Here is a 16,800-nt window from a genome sequence, read left to right on the forward strand (position 1 = left end):
GTCAGCCATCCTGCGGGGTGTGCGCCTGCCCGCGGCGAGGAACGGCGGAGACGGCGACGGCCACCACGGAGATCAGTGCCAGGAACTGCACCCACGGGGAATGGCCGACATAGCCGTCGACCGACCGCCACGGGTGAGTGCTGAGCACCGCACCCGCCATGGTCAGCCCGCCGGCGGCCGCGGCGACGGTGACCGTGTCGCAGAGCGCCTCCAGGCGCCGGAGCAGGTAGTACGCGGTGAACGCACCCGCTGACAACGCCGCGCCGACCGGTCCCGCGATCGCCGTCGCGGCCAGCGTGGTGGCGACGCCGACGGTGACCCGGCCGGGTGACCACGGCTGCGCGGGTGCTCTGGGGGCACGACGTCGCCGCAGCGGCACGACGGCGAGGACGAACAGCAGCGGCAGCAGCGCCAGCCCACCGATCAGCCCGGCCCGGTACGGGGTGTTGGCGGTGAATTCCATGGTGACCGCACCGCCGGCGCCCGGCGGCAGCAGCCAGCCCTGCTGCCAGCCGTTGACGGTGATGGCGCGCAGTTCGGCGCCATCGGGGCCGCGGGCCGTCCAGCCCGGGTTGATGCTTTCGGGCACCACCAGCACGCGCTCGGTGTCCGACGCCGCCACACCCACCTGCCTGCGATCGTTGGCCCAGTGTTCGCTGTCGACGGATTGCGGCGCAGCCGAGCGGATTTCATTGGCCTGGGGCGTGTTCAACACGACACCGTCGACGACGAGCGCCGGCCCGGGGCTGATCACCAGCTCCTGCTGCCCGGCGGGCAGCGGGATCGGCCCTGCGCGACACGGCCGGGCCGGGATCGGGGTGCCGTCCAGCAACGCGCCGACGGTGGTGCGCACTGAGGTCTGGATGAACTGCCCGGCCACGGCGATGATCGGGCCCTGCCCGCAGTCGAGGGTCACGGCGCGGTTCCGGTTGGCCGCCGCATCCGCCGCGCCGATCGGCCGTCCCCGCGGGTCCAGGGCCACCACCTCGGCCAGGCCCGGCGGCTTGAGCTGGTCGAAACCCAGTGCGGTGCGGTCGATCACGTCGTGCCAGTCGAGCAGGGAGATCGTGATGGTGTCGGTCACCCGGGTCGCCAGGCGAAGCGTCTCGGTGCCGTCGGTGAGGCGACGCACCTCGGGGCCACCGCCCAGGTCGACGGCGATCAGCGTCGGATGTGCCGGCAGTGTCGACTCGCTCGGCGTCACTCTCAGGGCCGAAACAGGCTGCTTCGACGGTAGTTTGAGAACCAGTGTGGCGGGGGAGTGGGATTGGGTCACCCGCTGGGGCGCGGTCCACGCGGTGTCGGGATCGCCGTCGGTGGCCGCGTACGCCGACCCTTGGACGTCGATCAGGTCGGCGTCACCGCCGGCGCGAGTGGTGTCCGGCTGGGCGATCAGATCGGCGAGTTTGGGTCCCTGGCGGGCACGCACCCAGACGGTCGGGCTGACCTGTGTGGGGCCGGGCACCGTGAGCGTGCGGCTCAGGTTGACGGGCTCCTCGGAGGCCAGTGCCATCGCGGCCGCGCACCGCAGACCGGTGGCGCTCGACGCACACCCCAGCCGTCCCAGCAGTTCGGTGCCCAGATCCCATTGCGCCACAGCCGAACCGGGCGGTGGACCGGGCACGTCGACGGTGTGGCGCAGGTTCACCGGATGGGCGAAACCGTTCGCGTCGTACTGGGTGACCGACAGGTCGGTGACACCGAACTGCACGCCGGGGGAGCCGTCGTCGGTGGCGACCGCGGTGAGACGCACCCACGGCGATTCGCCGTAGGGCAACGCGACGGTCAGGGGCTTACCCGGCTCGTCGAACCGCACCGTGCTGGTGCCGGTGACCGTCGAGACCTCGATGCGGCGAACCTGCGCTCCGAGTGCGGTGGCGCTCGGGGTGAACGTCAACGTCGCGTTGGTGATCGGGTGGTCGAAATCGATCTGCAGCCATTGGCCGATCGCACTCTGCAGGGAGTTGGACACCCAGCTGGTCGACGAGTCGCCGTCGATCGCGGCGGGTGGCCCCGACGCCGGTGAGACATTCGGCAGCGCAGTGGAATCCGAGGCTGCGCTCGACACCGTGATCCGGCCGCCGCCCCACGCGCCGTGGACGGGGGTGGCACCTCGTGACGGGTAATCGGGCACGCGGTTGAACGTGTTGCGCGCATCGCCGGGGGCGCGCACCGCCGAGCTGTGATCGTCGACCCTGCCGTAGTCGGTCTCCCGCGCCATCGGGGTGTCGGTGACCGTCACCAGCGGGGCGGGCAACCCGGCGCGCAGCGCGTCTTGGGTGAGCAGGGCCGGGCCGAGCGGCGGCCGGCCGGTCAGGCGTCGGCGTTCGTCGAGGCGCAGCAGCGATTCCGGGGCGCCGTCGACGCGGGGCAAGGCGTCGGCGTCGACGACGTAGGGCGCCATCGCGTCGGGTGGCCCGGCGACGCGGTAGATCTCGACGGCCGGGTAGCGGGGCCGCAGCCCGCTGTCGGTGATGAAACCTTCCAGCGTGCCCGGGCCCACCGGATCACCGAACTCGGCGACCTTCGTCAGCCCGGGCGAGCCGTCGACGGCCCGGTGCACCAGGATCGGGCGTGCCGACCGACTGTCCTGGTCCAGGTCATTGCGCACCACCACGTAGGAAATGCCCTGCCGGGCAAGCGTGTCGGCGAGCCCGGCCGAGGGCCGGCCGGCGGCGAAGAGTCGCTGCACAGAATCGAGTGCCCGAATCGTCTCGGGCGGCGTCAGCGGAATCGAGTCGCGCACCCCCCATGCGCTGTCGCCGAGCACCTGCAGAGGCTCGTCGTGGCTGTTACCCCACACCTGCGTGGCGAACGGCGCGCCCGGTGCGACGAGAACCCGGCCCCCGGCGTCGTGGTCGTCCAGCCACGCCGCCGCGTCGTGCCAGTACTGCGGGATCGCGTCGAACGTGCCCGACGGCGCCAACCGCCCTGTCCACGCCAGCGACGTCGCCGCGACCAGCGCCGCCAGCACCACCACGCCGACGGCGACCCGCTTGTCGTCCTCGGGGTGGGCGAACGCGCGTCGCCACACCGGCCGCGGCACGCTGCCCGGCAGCGGGAGACGGCCCAGCAGATGCGCGATGCCCAGCGCCAGCGGCACCCGCAGCAGCGGCTCGAGCTTGTGCAGGTTGCGCAGCGGGGTGCCGTCGCCGTCGAGGAACGCCTGCACCTGCGCCGCGATCGGCGACCCGAGCCCGCCCGAGTAGCCGGCTGCCAGCAGCACCACGCCCACCAGCAGCATCGTCACCAGCCGCCCCCTGGCCGGCATGCTCCGCAGCGCCAGACCCGCGAGTCCGCCCGCCGCGACCAGCGTCGTCGCCAGCACGGCGGCCGAACCCGTCACCAGCGTCGACCCCGCGGTCGCGGTCGGTGCCACATACGGGGTCCACGCGCCGGTGCCGCGCAGCATCTCGGTCAGCGACATCCACTGCGTCGTGACCCCCGAGGACTCGATGAAGTCGAGAAACGGCGGGCTGATGCGGCCCAGCTGCAGCAGCGCGACCACCCACCAGGTCACCGCCAGCGCCACGCACGGCAGCCACCACGCCACGAAGCGCCGCCACGTCGGCCCCGGGCGATGGCACGCCAGCCACACCACGGCGCACAGGCAGGCCGTCAGCGTCGCGACCGCGTTGACCGCGCCCATCAGCGCCACCGCCACCGCAGACCGGGCCGCCAGCAGCCGCACCCGCGGATCCCCGCGGAGAGCGACAATGACCGGCAGCAACACCCAGGGCGCCAGCATCATCGGCAGCGTCTCCGACGAGATCGCCCCGATCGTCGTGAGCACCCGCGGCGACAACGTGAAGGCCAGCGCGCCGATCACCCGCGAGGTGGTGGTGCCGATCTGCAGAGCCTCGGCGACGCGCAGAAGGCCCCAGAAGCCGGCCACCAGCAGCAGTGCCCACCACAGCCGCTGGGTGATCCACCCGGGGACGCCGAGCAGATCGCCGGCGAGGAAGAACGTGCCGTGTGGAAACAGGTAGCCGTAGGCCTGGTTCTGGGCCTGGCCGAAGGGCAGCTCGCTGTTCCACAGCGTGAACGCCCGCGTCAGGAAGCGCAGCGGGTTGGCGGTGAGATCGAGCTTGGTGTCCGGAGAGATCTGGCCCGGGGACTGGGCGAACGTCAGGACCAGCGCCGCCGCGGCGGCCACCCACAACCAGCGCCGCGACAGCGGCTGGGTTGTCTGCTCAGCTACGGTCGCCGTACTCGACCCTGTTGAGCACCGAGGACGCAGGATCGCCCGCCTGCAGAGGGGGCCTGGTGTCCTGCTGGACCATCAACGTGACCCCGAACACGGCCGCCGCGCCCAACAGCAGGCCGACGACGACGCTGGCCGCCGCGGGGACGAGGAACCGATCCATGGGCCACAAACTAGCACGGCGATCTCCACAGCTCCGGGGGCACGATCGGCACCGGCCGGTGCCCGGGGCGCCGCACTCGGTCGCCCTCCTCGCGCGTGTCGCGCTCAGAATATGGCTGGGCGATGTCTTGCGGTTAGGGTCGAGTGCCATGGCTGTCTCGAGAAGCGCGTTCAGGGCCGTGACCGGAATGCTCGCGACATCGGTGCTGTTGGCCGGGTGCGCCTCCTCGGACGCCAACCCGCCCGACGCCGGCCCGCCGGCCTCGACCGTCGCCCAGGCCGCCGGCCCGCTGCCCGGCTCACCGCCGCAGGCCCCTCCGGCCCCCGTTTGTGGCGATCCCGCTGCCGAGGTGGCCGCCATGTCGACCCGCGACAAGCTGGCCCAGCTGTTGATGGTCGGGGTGACGGGCGCGGCCGACGCCCGCGCCGTCGTCGACAGTCAGCACGTCGGCGGCATCATGATCGGCAGTTGGACGGACCTGTCGATGTTGAACGGCCCGCTCGCCGACATCGCCGCGAATGCCGGCCCGCTGCCGCTGGCGGTCAGCGTGGACGAGGAGGGCGGCCGGGTGTCCCGGCTGGCCTCGGTGATCGGACGCCAGCCCTCGCCCCGGGAGTTGGCCGCGACCGACACGCCCGAGCAGGTGTACCAGATCGCCCTGGACCGCGGCCGCAAGATGCGCGGGCTGGGCTTCACCATCGACTTCGCACCCGTCGTCGACGTCACCGACGCCCCCGACGACACCGTGATCGGCGACCGCTCCTTCGGCGCCGACCCCGCCACCGTCACCGACTACGCCGGGGCGTACGCGCGCGGACTGCGAGACGCAGGTCTGCTGCCGGTGCTCAAGCACTTCCCCGGCCACGGGCACGGCTCGGGTGACTCGCACGCCGGCAGCGTGGTCACCCCACCGCTGGCCGATCTGCAGACCAACGACCTGGTTCCCTACCGGACGCTGACCACCCAGGGCCCCGTGGGCGTGATGGTCGGCCACATGGAGGTGCCGGGCCTGACGGGCAGCGAGCCCGCCAGCCTCAGCCCCGCCGCCTACGCGCTGCTGCGCTCCGGTGACTACGGCGGTCCGCCGTTCGGCGGCGTCGTGTTCACCGACGACCTGTCCAGCATGAAGGCCATCTCGGACCGGTTCGGCGTCGCCGACGCGGTGCTGCGCTCCCTGCAGGCCGGCGCCGACGTTGCGTTGTGGATCACCACGACCGAGGTGCCCGCCGTTCTGGACCGGCTGGAGAAAGCCGTCGCGGCGGGCGAGCTGTCCTCCTCGGCGGTCGATGCGTCGGTGACCAAACTGGCCGCCATGAAGGGGCCGTCACCGCGCTGCGGCGGCTGATTCTTCAGCCAATGCTTACCCTGTGTTGGTACGCACGTTGATATGAGGGAGGCGCGCCATGGCAGGTGGTACCAAGCGCTTGCCCCGCGCCGTCCGTGAACAGCAGATGCTCGACGCGGCCGTGCAGATCTTCTCGGTCAACGGCTATCACGAGACGTCGATGGATGCGATCGCCGCTGAGGCGCAGATCAGCAAGCCGATGCTGTACCTGTACTACGGCTCCAAAGAAGAGCTGTTCGGCGCATGCCTCGATCGCGAGCTGCGCCGCTTCGTCGACGAGGTGCGCGACAAGATCAACTTCGACGACGCTCCGAAGGAACTGTTGCGCAGTGCCGTGCTGGCCTTCCTCAAGTACATCGACGAGAACCGCTCGTCCTGGATGGTGCTCTACACCCAGGCGACCAGTTCGCAGCGCTTCGCGCACACCGTGCGCGAAGGGCGCGAGCGGATCATCGAACTCGTCGGACGGCTCCTGCGCTCCGGCACCCGATTCCCCGGCCCCGACACCGATTTCGACATGATGGCCGTGGCGCTGGTGGGAGCCGGTGAGGCCGTGGCCTCACGGGTGAGCACCGGCGACGCCGACGTCGACGAGGCCGCGGCGCTGATGATCGACCTGTTCTGGCTGGGCCTGAAAGGGGCACCCGCGCAATCGGAGTCACCGTCCGACGCGGATGCCGTCTCCCAGGTCTGAGTCCGTCAGGCCGGCGTGACCGTGCCGGTCAGATGCGGATGCCCCTTCGACAGGTGCCGCAACGTCAACTCCCAGCCCTCGCCGCGCCGGTCCACGTAGAGCCCCGCCTTGGCGGGCAGCACGACGGGCTTGGCGAACTTGACCGAGTAGGTGACGGCGTCGGGGAGCTGGCCTTCGATGTTCGCCAGAACCGCTGCAGCGCTCCACATTCCGTGTGCGATCACGGTCGGGAAGCCGAACAGCTTGGCCGCGATCGCATTGGTGTGGATCGGGTTGTGATCACCGCCCACCGAGGCGTAGTGCCGGATCTGGCCGGGCGTCACCGACAGCACCGCGTTCGGCGGCCCCAACTTGGGCTGCTTGGCCGGCGGCGGCTTCGGCTCGTCGGACAGGCTGGTGCGCTGCTGGTGCAGGAACGTGGTGACCTGATGCCAGGCCGTCTCGTTTCCGACCGTGACGTCGGTGATCACGTCGACGAGCAGTCCGCGCCGATGCTCGCGCATGTTCTCGGCGTGCACAGCAGCCGACACGGTGTCCGTCACCGCGATGGGGCGGTGCTGGGTGATGTGGTTCTCCACGTGCACCGAACCCATGGCGGCGAACGGGAAGTCGAAGCCCGTGATCAGAGCCATCACGGTGGGGAACGTCAGCGCGAACGGATAGGTCAGCGGCACGGTGTTGTCGAACCGCAGACCGGTCACGTTCGCGTAGGCCGCCACATGCGCCGGATCGATGGTGAGATCGTCGACCGTCAGCCGCCGCTCGGGCAATGTGTCCCCGCGCGGAATGAACGGCAGTGCGCCCGCCGCGGCCAGGACCAGGTTGCGCAGCCCCGACGGCTGCTCGCCCTCGCTCATGTCATGCCCCCAGCAGTGCTTGGCCGCACACGCGGATCGTGTTGCCTGTCACTGCGTTCGACGCCGGGCTCGCGAAGTAGGCGATGGCTTCGGCCACGTCGACGGGCTGACCACCCTGGAACAGGGAGTTGAGCCGGCGCCCCACCTCGCGGGTGGCCAGCGGGATCGCGTCGGTCATCTTGGTTTCGATGAAGCCGGGTGCGACGGCGTTGATCGTGATGTTCTTCTCGCCGAACTGCGGGGCCAGCGCATCGGTCAGACCGATCATGCCGGCCTTGGTGGCGGCGTAGTTGGTCTGGCCGCGGTTGCCCGCGATGCCGGCCATCGAGGACAGCCCGACGATGCGGCCGCCCTCACCGATCGTGCCGTTGCCCACCAGGCCCTCGGCCAGGCGAAGCGGCGCAAGGAGATTCACTGCGATCACGGAATCCCAGCGGCCCTCGTCCATGTTGGCCAGCAGCTTGTCCCGGGTGATGCCGGCGTTGTTGACCAGGATGTCGAGCGTGCCGCCGTGGTGTTCCTTGACGTGCTCGGTGATGCGGTCCACGGCGTCGGCGGCGGTGACGTCGAGCGTCAGCGCGGTACCGCCGATCTTGGTGGCGACCTCCGCGAGCGGCTCGGCGGCACCCTCGATGTCCACGGCGATGACCTTCGCCCCGTCCCGCGCGAACACCTCGGCGATCGTCGCGCCGATCCCGCGCGCGGCGCCGGTGACCACCGCGACCTTCCCGTCGAGCGGCCGGTCCCAATCCGCGGGCGGGGTCGCGTCGGCCGCGCCGACGCGGAACACCTGAGCGTCGACGTAGGCCGACTTCCCCGACAGCAGGAAGCGCAGCGTCGACTCGAGGCCGGTGGCTGCGGGCTTCGCATCGGGGTGGAGGTAGACCAGGCCGACGGTGGCGCCGTTGCGCAGCTCCTTGCCGAGTGAGCGGGTGAAGCCCTCCAGCGCGCGCTGGCAGGTGCGCTGGTGGACGTCGTCGATCTCGTCGGGGGTGGTACCGATGACCACCACGCGGCCCGAGTGACCGAGGTTGCGCAGCAACGGGGTGAAGAACTCGTAGAGCGCCTTGAGGCCCTCCGGCTGGGTGATGCCGGTGGCGTCGAACACCAGCCCGCCGAACTTGTCGGCCCAGCGTCCGCCGAGGTTGTTCACCACCAGGTCGTAGTCCTCGGCCAGCGCGGCCCGCAGCGGCTCGACCACCCGGCCCTCGCCGCCGATCAGCAGCGAGCCGGACAGCGGGGGCTCACCGGCCTTGTAGCGGCGCAGCGGTTCGGGCTGCGGCACGCCCAACTGCTTGGCCAGGAAGGATCCCGGTCCGGAGTTGACGACTTGGGAGAGGAGATCGGAAGCCACGGCGCTACCTTTCGAGAATCCGGGTACATGTCTGTCGACGGGGTGGGGTTACCCAGCACTGTCGTATCCATCACGAACTTACTCCAGAGTAAGAACGGTGGGTAGTATGACCCTCGACACCTACAACCCTCGCGACGCCGGGAGGCAGACGTGGCCGACAGCAAGACAACCCGACGGGTAGCCGTCCTCGGAGGAAACCGGATTCCGTTCGCGCGCTCAGACGGCGCCTACGCGAACGCGTCCAACCAGGACATGTTCACCGCCGTCCTCGACGGGCTGGCCGAGCGGTTCGACCTCAAAGGCCAGGCGCTGGACGCGGTGATCGGCGGCGCGGTGCTCAAGCACAGCCGCGACTTCAATCTGATGCGCGAGTGCGTGCTGGGCAGCTCGCTGTCGTCCTACACGCCGGCGTTCGACCTGCAGCAGGCCTGCGGCACCGGTCTGCAGGCCACCATCGCGGCCGCCGACGGCATCGCCGCGGGCCGCTACGAGGTGGCCGCCGCGGGTGGGGTGGACACCGCCTCCGACGCGCCGATCGCCCTCGGTGACGACCTGCGCTCGGTGTTGCTGAGCCTGCGCCGGGCCAAGTCGAACGTCGACCGCCTCAAGCTGGTCGGCAAGCTGCCCGCCGCGCTGGGCGTCGAGATCCCCGTCAACAGCGAGCCGCGCACCGGCATGTCGATGGGCGAGCACGCCGCGGTGACGGCCAAAGAGATGGGCATCAAGCGCGTCGACCAGGACGAACTGGCCGCCGCGAGCCACCGCAACATGGCCGCCGCCTACGACCGCGGCTTCTTCGACGATCTGGTCACCCCGTTCCTCGGGCTCTACCGCGACAACAACCTGCGGCCCGACTCGTCGCCCGAGAAGCTCGCCAAGCTCAAGCCCGTCTTCGGTGTCCGCAACGGCGACGCCACGATGACCGCGGGCAACTCGACCCCGCTGACCGATGGTGCGTCGGCGGCGCTGCTGGCGTCCGAGGAGTGGGCGGCGCAGCGGTCCATCCCGGTGCTCGCCTACTTCGTGGACGGGCAGACGGCTGCGGTCGATTACGTCAACGGCCGCGACGGACTGCTGATGGCGCCGACGTACGCGGTGCCGCGGATGCTCGCCCGCAACGGCCTGACCCTGCAGGACTTCGACTTCTACGAGATCCACGAGGCGTTCGCGTCGGTGGTGCTGGCCACGCTGGCCGCCTGGGAGTCCGAGGAGTACTGCAAGGAGCGCCTCGGGCTGGACGCTGCACTCGGCTCCATCGACCGCTCCAAGCTCAACGTCAACGGCTCGTCGCTGGCGGCGGGGCACCCGTTCGCAGCGACCGGTGGGCGCATCGTGGCGCAGCTGGCCAAGCAGCTCGCGGAGAAGAAGGCCGAAACAGGCCAACCGGTCCGCGGCCTCATCTCGGTGTGCGCGGCCGGCGGCCAGGGCGTGACCGCGATCCTCGAGGCGTAACCCCACTACGCCCAAACCGACGTTCGGGCGAGAAAGCGCGAGACGGGATCACCTTTTCGTCGATCTCGGCGCTAACGAGATCGGAGCCACTCGGCGATCGCCGCGACGGCATCGCGGAAGAAGACCCGGTAGGACCGGTCGGCCACGTACCCGATGTGGGGCGTGGCCGTCACGGTCGCCATCGTGCGCAACGGGTGAGCGGCGGGCAGCGGCTCGGTGTCGAAGACGTCGAGACCGGCGCCGGCGATCGAACGAGAGCTCAGCGCGTCGATCAGCGCGGCCTCGTCGACGATCGGTCCGCGTGAGGTGTTGATCAGCACTGCGGTCGGCTTCATCGCGGCCAGTTCCGCAGCGCCGATCAGCCCGCGAGAACGGTCGCTCAGCCGCAGGTGCACGGTCAGCACGTCGGCGGTGGCGAAGAACTCCTCGCGCGGCAGGTAGCGCGCACCCGCAGCGGCAGCGGCGTCGGCGGTGAGATTCTCACTCCAGGCCACAACGTCCATGCCGAACGCGGTCCCGATCTGGGCGATCCGGGATCCGATCCGCCCGAGGCCGAGCACGCCCAACACCCGGCGATCGAGCTCGGTTCCGACCGTCGTCTGCCATCCCCCGGCGGCGATCGATCGGCTCTCGGCGACCAGGTGCCGCGACGCCGCGAGGATCAGTGCCCAGGTGAGCTCCACCGTCGACGCCACGCTGCCGCCGGTTCCGCTGACGTGGATGCCCAGTTCCTGGGCTGCTGCCATGTCGATCGACGCATTGACCGGTCCGGTCGACGCGATCATCTTCAGCCGGGGCAACCGCTCGAGGACCGTGCGCGGCAGCGGCGTGCGTTCGCGCATCACGAAGACGACGTCGAACGGCGCGAGCCGCGCCACCAACTCGTCCTCGTCGGACACGTGGTCGGAGAAGGTGGTGACGTCCGCGCGTGCGGTGACCGGTGACCAGTCTGCCGAGGTCAGCGCGACGCCCTGGTAGTCGTCGAGGACGGCGATGCGGGGCCGCGGGCTGCTCTCGGGGGTGCTCATCCTCCCGACGATATGCCCCACGAAAAATTTTTCGCAGACCGTGTAACGCCCCGGTGCGGGTCGTCGATACACCTCATAGCTCCGTGTTGCCGTCTGACCCCCCGACCCGACGGCAACACGGGGCTCTTACATTTTGAGCATGCAGATCAGCATGTTCGGCCAGCTCTCCGGCCTCCCCATGGACTCCAGTGGCGGATCGCCCATCGACGCCACCATCGCTTATCTGGCGCAGCTACGCGACGAGGGCTTCGGCCGCGTGTGGATGAGCCAGCTGCCCCACGAGCCCGACCTCCTGACGATTCTCGCCATCGCACTGCGCGAGGTCGACACGATCGAGGCGGCCAGCGGCGTCATCCCGATCCAGAACCAGCACCCCATGCACATGGCGCAGGCCGCGCTGACCACGAGCCTCGCCTCCGGCGGCCGCTTCGTGCTCGGTCTCGGCATGACTCACGCCGCCGTCACCGAGGGGATGTGGGGCATTCCGTGGGACAAGCCGGTGCGACGCCTCAACGAGTACCTGGACGGGCTGCTGCCGCTGCTGGCCGGCGAGCACGCGTCCGCACCGGGTGAGACGGTGACGACGCGCGGCGCACTGATGATTCCCGGAGCGCCGCGGCCCGACGTGTACATCGCCGCGCTGGGGCCGCAGATGCTGCGGCTGGCGGGCCGGCGGACGTCGGGCACCTGCACCTGGATGACGGGGCCGGCGACGTTGAGCGGGCACGTCAGCCCGTCGCTGCGCCAGGCCGCCGCCGACGCGGGCCGCACCGAGGATGCGGTGCGCGTCGTCGCCGCGTTGCCGATCGCGGTCACCGACGACGTCGACGCGCTGCGCGCCGAGGCCGCCGAGCAATTCGCGATCTACGGCACGCTGCCGTCCTACCGGGCGATGCTCGACCGCGAGGGGTATGCGGGACCGCAGGACGCGGCGATCATCGGCGACGAGGCGACCGTGCGTGACCGCCTCGCCGAGCTCGAAGCCGCCGGAGTGGACGAGTTCGTCGCGGCTACGTTCGATCCCTCCGAGGAGGGCCGAGCGCGCACCCGCGCCTTCCTCCGCCCCGAGGGCTGAGTTTCTCCGGCGACCAGACGCGAACTCGAGTAGACACGCCGTCAGAACACTCGAGTTCGCGTCTGTTCGCGCAAAAAAAGACGCCCCCGGGAAGAGTCCGGGGGCGTCTCGCGGGCGAGGGGTCTAGAAGGCCGCCTCGTCCAGCTCCATGACCTCGTTGTCGAGGTTGTCGAGGATCGCGCGGGTGCTGGTCAGCATCGGCAGCATGTTCTTCGCGAAGAACGACGCCACCGCGAGCTTGCCCTCGTAGAAGGCGCGCTCGTCACCGGAGGCACCGGCGTCGAGCTTCTCGATCGCGACCGCGGCCTGACGCTGCAGCAGCCAGCCGATCATCAGATCGCCGACGCTCATCAGGAAGCGCACCGAGCCCAGGCCCACCTTGTAGATGCTCGCGGCATCTTCCTGGGCGGCCATCAGGTAGCCGGTCAGCGTGGCGGCCATGCCCTGCACGTCCTCCAGCGCGGTCGCCAGCAGCGCACGCTCGGCCTTCAGCCGGCCGTTGCCGGTCTCCGACTTCACGAACTGCTCGATCTGGCCGGCCACGTGCGCCAGCGCCACACCCTTGTCGCGGACGATCTTGCGGAAGAAGAAGTCCTGCGCCTGGATGGCGGTGGTGCCCTCGTACAGCGAGTCGATCTTGGCGTCGCGGATGTACTGCTCGATCGGGTAGTCCTGCAGGAAGCCGGAGCCGCCGAAGGTCTGCAGCGACTCGGTGAGCTTCGCGTAGGCCTGCTCCGAGCCGACACCCTTGACGATCGGCAGCATCAGGTCGTTGACCTTGACGGCCAATTCGGGCTCGATGCCGTGGATCGCCTTGGCCACCTCGGCGTCCTGGTGCGTGGCGGTGAACAGGTACAGCGCACGCAGACCCTCGGCGTAGGCCTTCTGGGTCATCAGCGAGCGACGCACGTCCGGGTGGTGCGTGATGGTCACGCGCGGGGCGGTCTTGTCGGTCATCTGGGTCAGGTCGGCACCCTGCACGCGCGACTTGGCGTACTCGAGCGCGTTCAGGTAACCGGTCGACAGCGTGGCGATCGCCTTGGTGCCCACCATCATTCGCGCCTGCTCGATGACGTCGAACATCTGCGCGATACCGTCGTGCACCTCGCCGACCAGCCAGCCGACGGCGGGGGTGCCGTGCTGACCCAGCGAGAGCTCACAGGTGGCCGAGACCTTCAGGCCCATCTTGTGCTCGACGTTGGTGACGAAGACGCCGTTGCGCTCGCCGGGCTCACCGGTCTCCGGATCGAAGTGGAACTTCGGTACGAAGAACAGCGACAGACCCTTGGTGCCGGGGCCGGCGCCCTCGGGGCGAGCCAGCACCAGATGCATGATGTTCTCGAACAGGTCGTCCGAGTCGGCCGAGGTGATGAAGCGCTTCACACCGTCGATGTGCCAGGTGCCGTCGGGCTGCTGGACGGCCTTGGTGCGACCGGCGCCGACGTCGGAGCCGGCGTCCGGCTCGGTCAGCACCATGGTCGAGCCCCAGCCGCGCTCCGCGGCGATCGTGGCCCACTTCTTCTGCTCCTCGGTGCCGAGGTGGTAGAAGATGTCGGCGAATCCAGCGCCCATCGCGTACATGTACACGGCGGGGTTGGCGCCGAGGATGTGCTCCTGCAGGGCCCACGACAGCGCGCTGGGCATCGGCGTGCCGCCGAGTTCCTCGCTGACCGACAGCTTGTCCCAGCCACCGTCGGTGACGGCGCGCACCGACTTCTTGAACGCCTCGGGCAGCGTCACGGTGTGGGTCTTGGGGTCGAAGACCGGCGGGTTGCGGTCGCCCTCCTCGAAGGAGGCTGCGACCGGTCCCTCGGCGAGCCGGGAGATCTCACCCAGCATGTCGACGGCGGTCTCGACGTCGAGGTCGGCGTACGAGCCCTGGCCCAGCGCCTTGTCGACTCCGAGAACCTCGAACAGGTTGAACACCTGATCACGAACATTGCTCTTGTAGTGGCCCACTTTTCCTCCTCGTCGAGAACGCCACATGCGGTTGGGTACTCACGGCTAAGTTACCCACCAGTAACTGCGCGCTACTATACCGTCCGGTAACTTCAACGCAAGAACACTGTGAGCAATTTCTGCTCAGCGACCAACCCAGCAGTTGGCCGGGCTCGGTTTCCGGCCCGAAACCTGCCTCTGAGCAGGCCCTATGCACCCCTGTGATGATTGTCACGTTTGGTTGTCTAGGGTGTGATGAATGGCGTCCAGCATCGGTGTCGGGGTATGGGGAACGGGCAATATGGGCGCCACGGCGATCCGGTCGATCATGGCTTTTCCGCGGCTGCACCTGGCGGCGGTGCTGACCTCGTCCGCGGACAAGGCCGGCCGGGACGCGGCGTCATTCGCGGGGGTGGACGCACCGACGGGAATCGACGCCACCACCGACGTCGAGACGGTGCTCGCCGATGCCGACGCGGTGGCCTACATGGCCTCCGGTGACATCCGGCCCGACGACGCCGTCGCCGACATCGAACGCTGCCTGCGGGCGGGCGCCCATGTGGTCACCCCGTCGCTGTACTCGCTCTACGACCCGGCGTCGGCCCCGCCGGAGTGGGTCGAACGCCTGACCGCCGCCGCCGAGGAGGGCCGGGCATCTTTGCTGGTCAGCGGCGTCGACCCCGGCTGGGCCAATGATGCGCTGGCCGTGACGGCCGCCGGGCTGTGCACCCGCATCCGCACGATCACCTGCCAGGAGATCTTCGACTACTCCACCTACGACCAGCCGTACGCGGTCCGGGTGTCCTGCGGCTTCGGCGGGCCGATGGACGAGACGCCGATGATGCTGTTGCCGTCGGTTCCGACGATGGTGTGGGGCGGCAACATTCGCCTCATCGGCCGCGGTCTCGGCATGGAGATCGACGAGATCACCGAGGAGGTCGAGCGGTTACCGCTGGAGGACACCGTGGACACGGTGATGGGCCGCTTCGAGAAGGGCACGCAGGGTGCGTTCTTCCTGCGTGTGATCGGCTGGGCCGGCGGGCAGCAGCGGGTGATCGTCGAGCACATCACCCGCATCCACCCCAGCTGCGCGCCGCAGTGGCCGCAGCCCGATCAGGGGGTCGGCGATCACCGTGTGATCGTCGATGGTGACCCGCAGCTGACGATCGTGACGAGGGCCGACGTGCCCGGCGGCACCCGCGCCGACGGCGGCAACACCACCGCGGCCAACCGTCTGCTGGGCGCCATCGGGTGGTTGGTCACCCAGAAGCCGGGCATCTACGACGGTCTCGACGTCCCGCTGCACCCTCCGCTACCACCGGAGGTCGAGGCGACGCGCTGGGTCTAGTGCCCGGCCAGGCGTTTGTTGACCAGCCGAGTGAGCCACGCCGGGGAGAACCTGGCCCCGGCCGCCAACGCCTTGGCCTGCGTGCCCACCGGGAAGTGCACCTGCCGCAACACCTTTTGAGGCAGCGTCGGTTCGATCGCCGCCGCGATGCCGTCGGCGATGTCCTGCGCGGTCAGCCGGATGCCGAGCGAGGTGGTGGTGCCGGTGCTGACGTCTTTGGTCATCGCGGTGTTCACGTACAGCGGCCACATGTCGATCACTCGGATGTCGTGGCGGCCCCACTCCAGGTTCAGCGCCTCGGTCATCGCACGGACGAAAAACTTGGTGGCGCTGTAGTTGGCCAGTTCGGCCTGGCCGTAGATCGCCGACGCCGAGCCCAGGTTGACGACCACTGCACCCGGGGTGCTCTTCAGATACGGGAAGCCGGCATGCAGCCCGTTGACCACACCCTTGACGTTGACCTCGACCTCGCGGTGGTGCACCTCGAGCGGAATCTCCTCGAAGCGGCCGGCATTGAGTAGCCCCGCGTTGTTGATCAGGACATCGAGCCTGCCGCCGGCGGTCTCGTGGAACTCGGCCAGCCGGCGACCCACCTCCTCGGCATCGGTGACGTCGAGGTGGCCGACGACACCGCGGCCACCCACCGCCTTCAGGTCGTTGTCGAGGACGGCCAGCCGCTCGTCGTCGATGTCGTAGGCGCCGACGAAGTAACCGCGCTGGGCGAGGAGCAAGGCGGTGGCCCGACCGATGCCGGTCGCTCCGCCGGTGATGAACACCGATCTGGTCATGCGTTACTCCTTCTAGGAATTGAGTTGCCAGACAGCGAAATTGAGGCACAGCGCGAACGCCGACCAGGCCAGGTAGGGAACGAGCAGCCACCCGGCGAGCGCGTTTCGCCGGAAGAACAGGACGACGGTGCCGATCAGGATGAGCACGAGCACGCTCAGTTCGGCGAACGCGATGCCGCGCCACCCCAGCCCGAAGAACAGCGGTGTCCACGCGGCATTCAGGACGAGCTGGGTGCCGTACGCGACGAGCGCGGGCCGGGTGTCCTGCCACGGACCGCTGCGCCACACCAGCCAGGCCGCCACCGCCATCATCGTGTACAGCAGCGTCCAGACGGGGCCGAAGACCCACGACGGTGGCGCCCACCCCGGCTGCCGCAGCCGGGCGTAATCCTCGGCGGAGGTGGCCGACGCGAGGCCGCCCAGTGTCGACGCCACGACCACGGCTGCAATCGAGATCGCGAGCGCGATAACGCTTTTCGAGCGCGTGGGCCGATAACTGTCAACCATGCCGAATCACCCTACCGGGCGGGTGTGCGCCGTCGGCCGGCGCGGTC

13 protein-coding genes are annotated in these 16,800 nt (G+C 69.7%); 5 read left to right on the top strand and 8 right to left on the bottom strand.

Annotated features, from left to right (window positions below):
* Position 1: 1 nt before the first annotated feature.
* On the bottom strand, positions 2-4,156 hold the full coding sequence (locus ACXYX3_RS01145; RefSeq protein WP_458609812.1) for an alpha-(1->3)-arabinofuranosyltransferase domain-containing protein: 4,155 nt from the start codon (positions 4,154-4,156) through the stop codon (positions 2-4).
* Between the two features lie 37 nt (positions 4,157-4,193).
* Positions 4,194-4,367 carry a DUF2613 domain-containing protein gene (locus ACXYX3_RS01150; RefSeq protein ID WP_143816679.1) on the bottom strand — a complete coding sequence of 58 codons (174 nt, stop codon included), beginning with the start codon at positions 4,365-4,367 and terminating at the stop codon, positions 4,194-4,196.
* A 148-nt stretch (positions 4,368-4,515) separates the two neighbouring features.
* On the opposite strand from ACXYX3_RS01150, the gene ACXYX3_RS01155 reads away from it, so the two are divergent.
* Both ACXYX3_RS01155 and ACXYX3_RS01160 read left to right on the top strand, forming a co-directional pair.
* Positions 4,516-5,712: a glycoside hydrolase family 3 N-terminal domain-containing protein gene (locus tag ACXYX3_RS01155; RefSeq protein WP_458609813.1), complete on the top strand. Its 1,197-nt coding sequence runs from the start codon at positions 4,516-4,518 to the stop codon at positions 5,710-5,712.
* 58 nt (positions 5,713-5,770) lie between these two features.
* Positions 5,771-6,406 carry a TetR/AcrR family transcriptional regulator gene (locus ACXYX3_RS01160; protein ID WP_458609814.1) on the top strand — a complete coding sequence of 212 codons (636 nt, stop codon included), beginning with the start codon at positions 5,771-5,773 and terminating at the stop codon, positions 6,404-6,406.
* Positions 6,407-6,411: 5 nt separating this feature from the next.
* Here the strand turns inward: ACXYX3_RS01160 and ACXYX3_RS01165 are convergent, their stop codons facing one another.
* Both ACXYX3_RS01165 and ACXYX3_RS01170 read right to left on the bottom strand, forming a co-directional pair.
* The gene (locus ACXYX3_RS01165) at positions 6,412-7,263 is read right to left on the bottom strand and encodes a MaoC/PaaZ C-terminal domain-containing protein (RefSeq protein ID WP_241206876.1); all 852 of its coding nucleotides are present in this window, start codon (positions 7,261-7,263) and stop codon (positions 6,412-6,414) included.
* 1 nt (position 7,264) lies between these two features.
* Complete coding sequence (locus ACXYX3_RS01170) at positions 7,265-8,617, bottom strand: 3-oxoacyl-ACP reductase (RefSeq protein WP_458609815.1); 1,353 nt, start codon at positions 8,615-8,617, stop codon at positions 7,265-7,267.
* Positions 8,618-8,767: 150 nt separating this feature from the next.
* Here ACXYX3_RS01170 and ACXYX3_RS01175 point away from each other — a divergent pair, with 150 nt between their 5' ends.
* A complete protein-coding gene (locus tag ACXYX3_RS01175; protein WP_458609816.1) occupies positions 8,768-10,069 on the top strand; it encodes an acetyl-CoA C-acetyltransferase in 1,302 nt (433 codons plus the stop codon).
* 71 nt (positions 10,070-10,140) lie between these two features.
* Here the strand turns inward: ACXYX3_RS01175 and ACXYX3_RS01180 are convergent, their stop codons facing one another.
* Complete coding sequence (locus tag ACXYX3_RS01180) at positions 10,141-11,097, bottom strand: D-2-hydroxyacid dehydrogenase family protein (protein WP_458609817.1); 957 nt, start codon at positions 11,095-11,097, stop codon at positions 10,141-10,143.
* Between the two features lie 139 nt (positions 11,098-11,236).
* On the opposite strand from ACXYX3_RS01180, the gene ACXYX3_RS01185 reads away from it, so the two are divergent.
* A complete protein-coding gene (locus tag ACXYX3_RS01185; RefSeq protein WP_458609818.1) occupies positions 11,237-12,172 on the top strand; it encodes a TIGR03564 family F420-dependent LLM class oxidoreductase in 936 nt (311 codons plus the stop codon).
* A gap of 123 nt (positions 12,173-12,295) precedes the next feature.
* Here ACXYX3_RS01185 and ACXYX3_RS01190 read toward each other — a convergent pair whose 3' ends face one another.
* Complete coding sequence (locus ACXYX3_RS01190) at positions 12,296-14,131, bottom strand: acyl-CoA dehydrogenase (protein ID WP_458609819.1); 1,836 nt, start codon at positions 14,129-14,131, stop codon at positions 12,296-12,298.
* Between the two features lie 280 nt (positions 14,132-14,411).
* On the opposite strand from ACXYX3_RS01190, the gene ACXYX3_RS01195 reads away from it, so the two are divergent.
* Positions 14,412-15,458, top strand: a complete 1,047-nt coding sequence (locus tag ACXYX3_RS01195) for an NAD(P)H-dependent amine dehydrogenase family protein (protein WP_458612263.1) — start codon at positions 14,412-14,414, stop codon at positions 15,456-15,458.
* On the opposite strand, the gene ACXYX3_RS01200 is transcribed toward ACXYX3_RS01195, so the two are convergent.
* Both ACXYX3_RS01200 and ACXYX3_RS01205 read right to left on the bottom strand, forming a co-directional pair.
* Positions 15,455-16,246, bottom strand: coding sequence for an SDR family oxidoreductase (locus ACXYX3_RS01200; protein WP_458609820.1), 792 nt, complete (start codon positions 16,244-16,246; stop codon positions 15,455-15,457). The genes ACXYX3_RS01195 and ACXYX3_RS01200 overlap by 4 nt on opposite strands.
* A gap of 12 nt (positions 16,247-16,258) precedes the next feature.
* Positions 16,259-16,753, bottom strand: coding sequence for a TspO/MBR family protein (locus ACXYX3_RS01205; protein WP_458609821.1), 495 nt, complete (start codon positions 16,751-16,753; stop codon positions 16,259-16,261).
* Positions 16,754-16,800 lie beyond the last annotated feature (47 nt).

It is taken from the genome of Mycobacterium sp. Panama NTM2 (genome assembly GCF_054355555.1).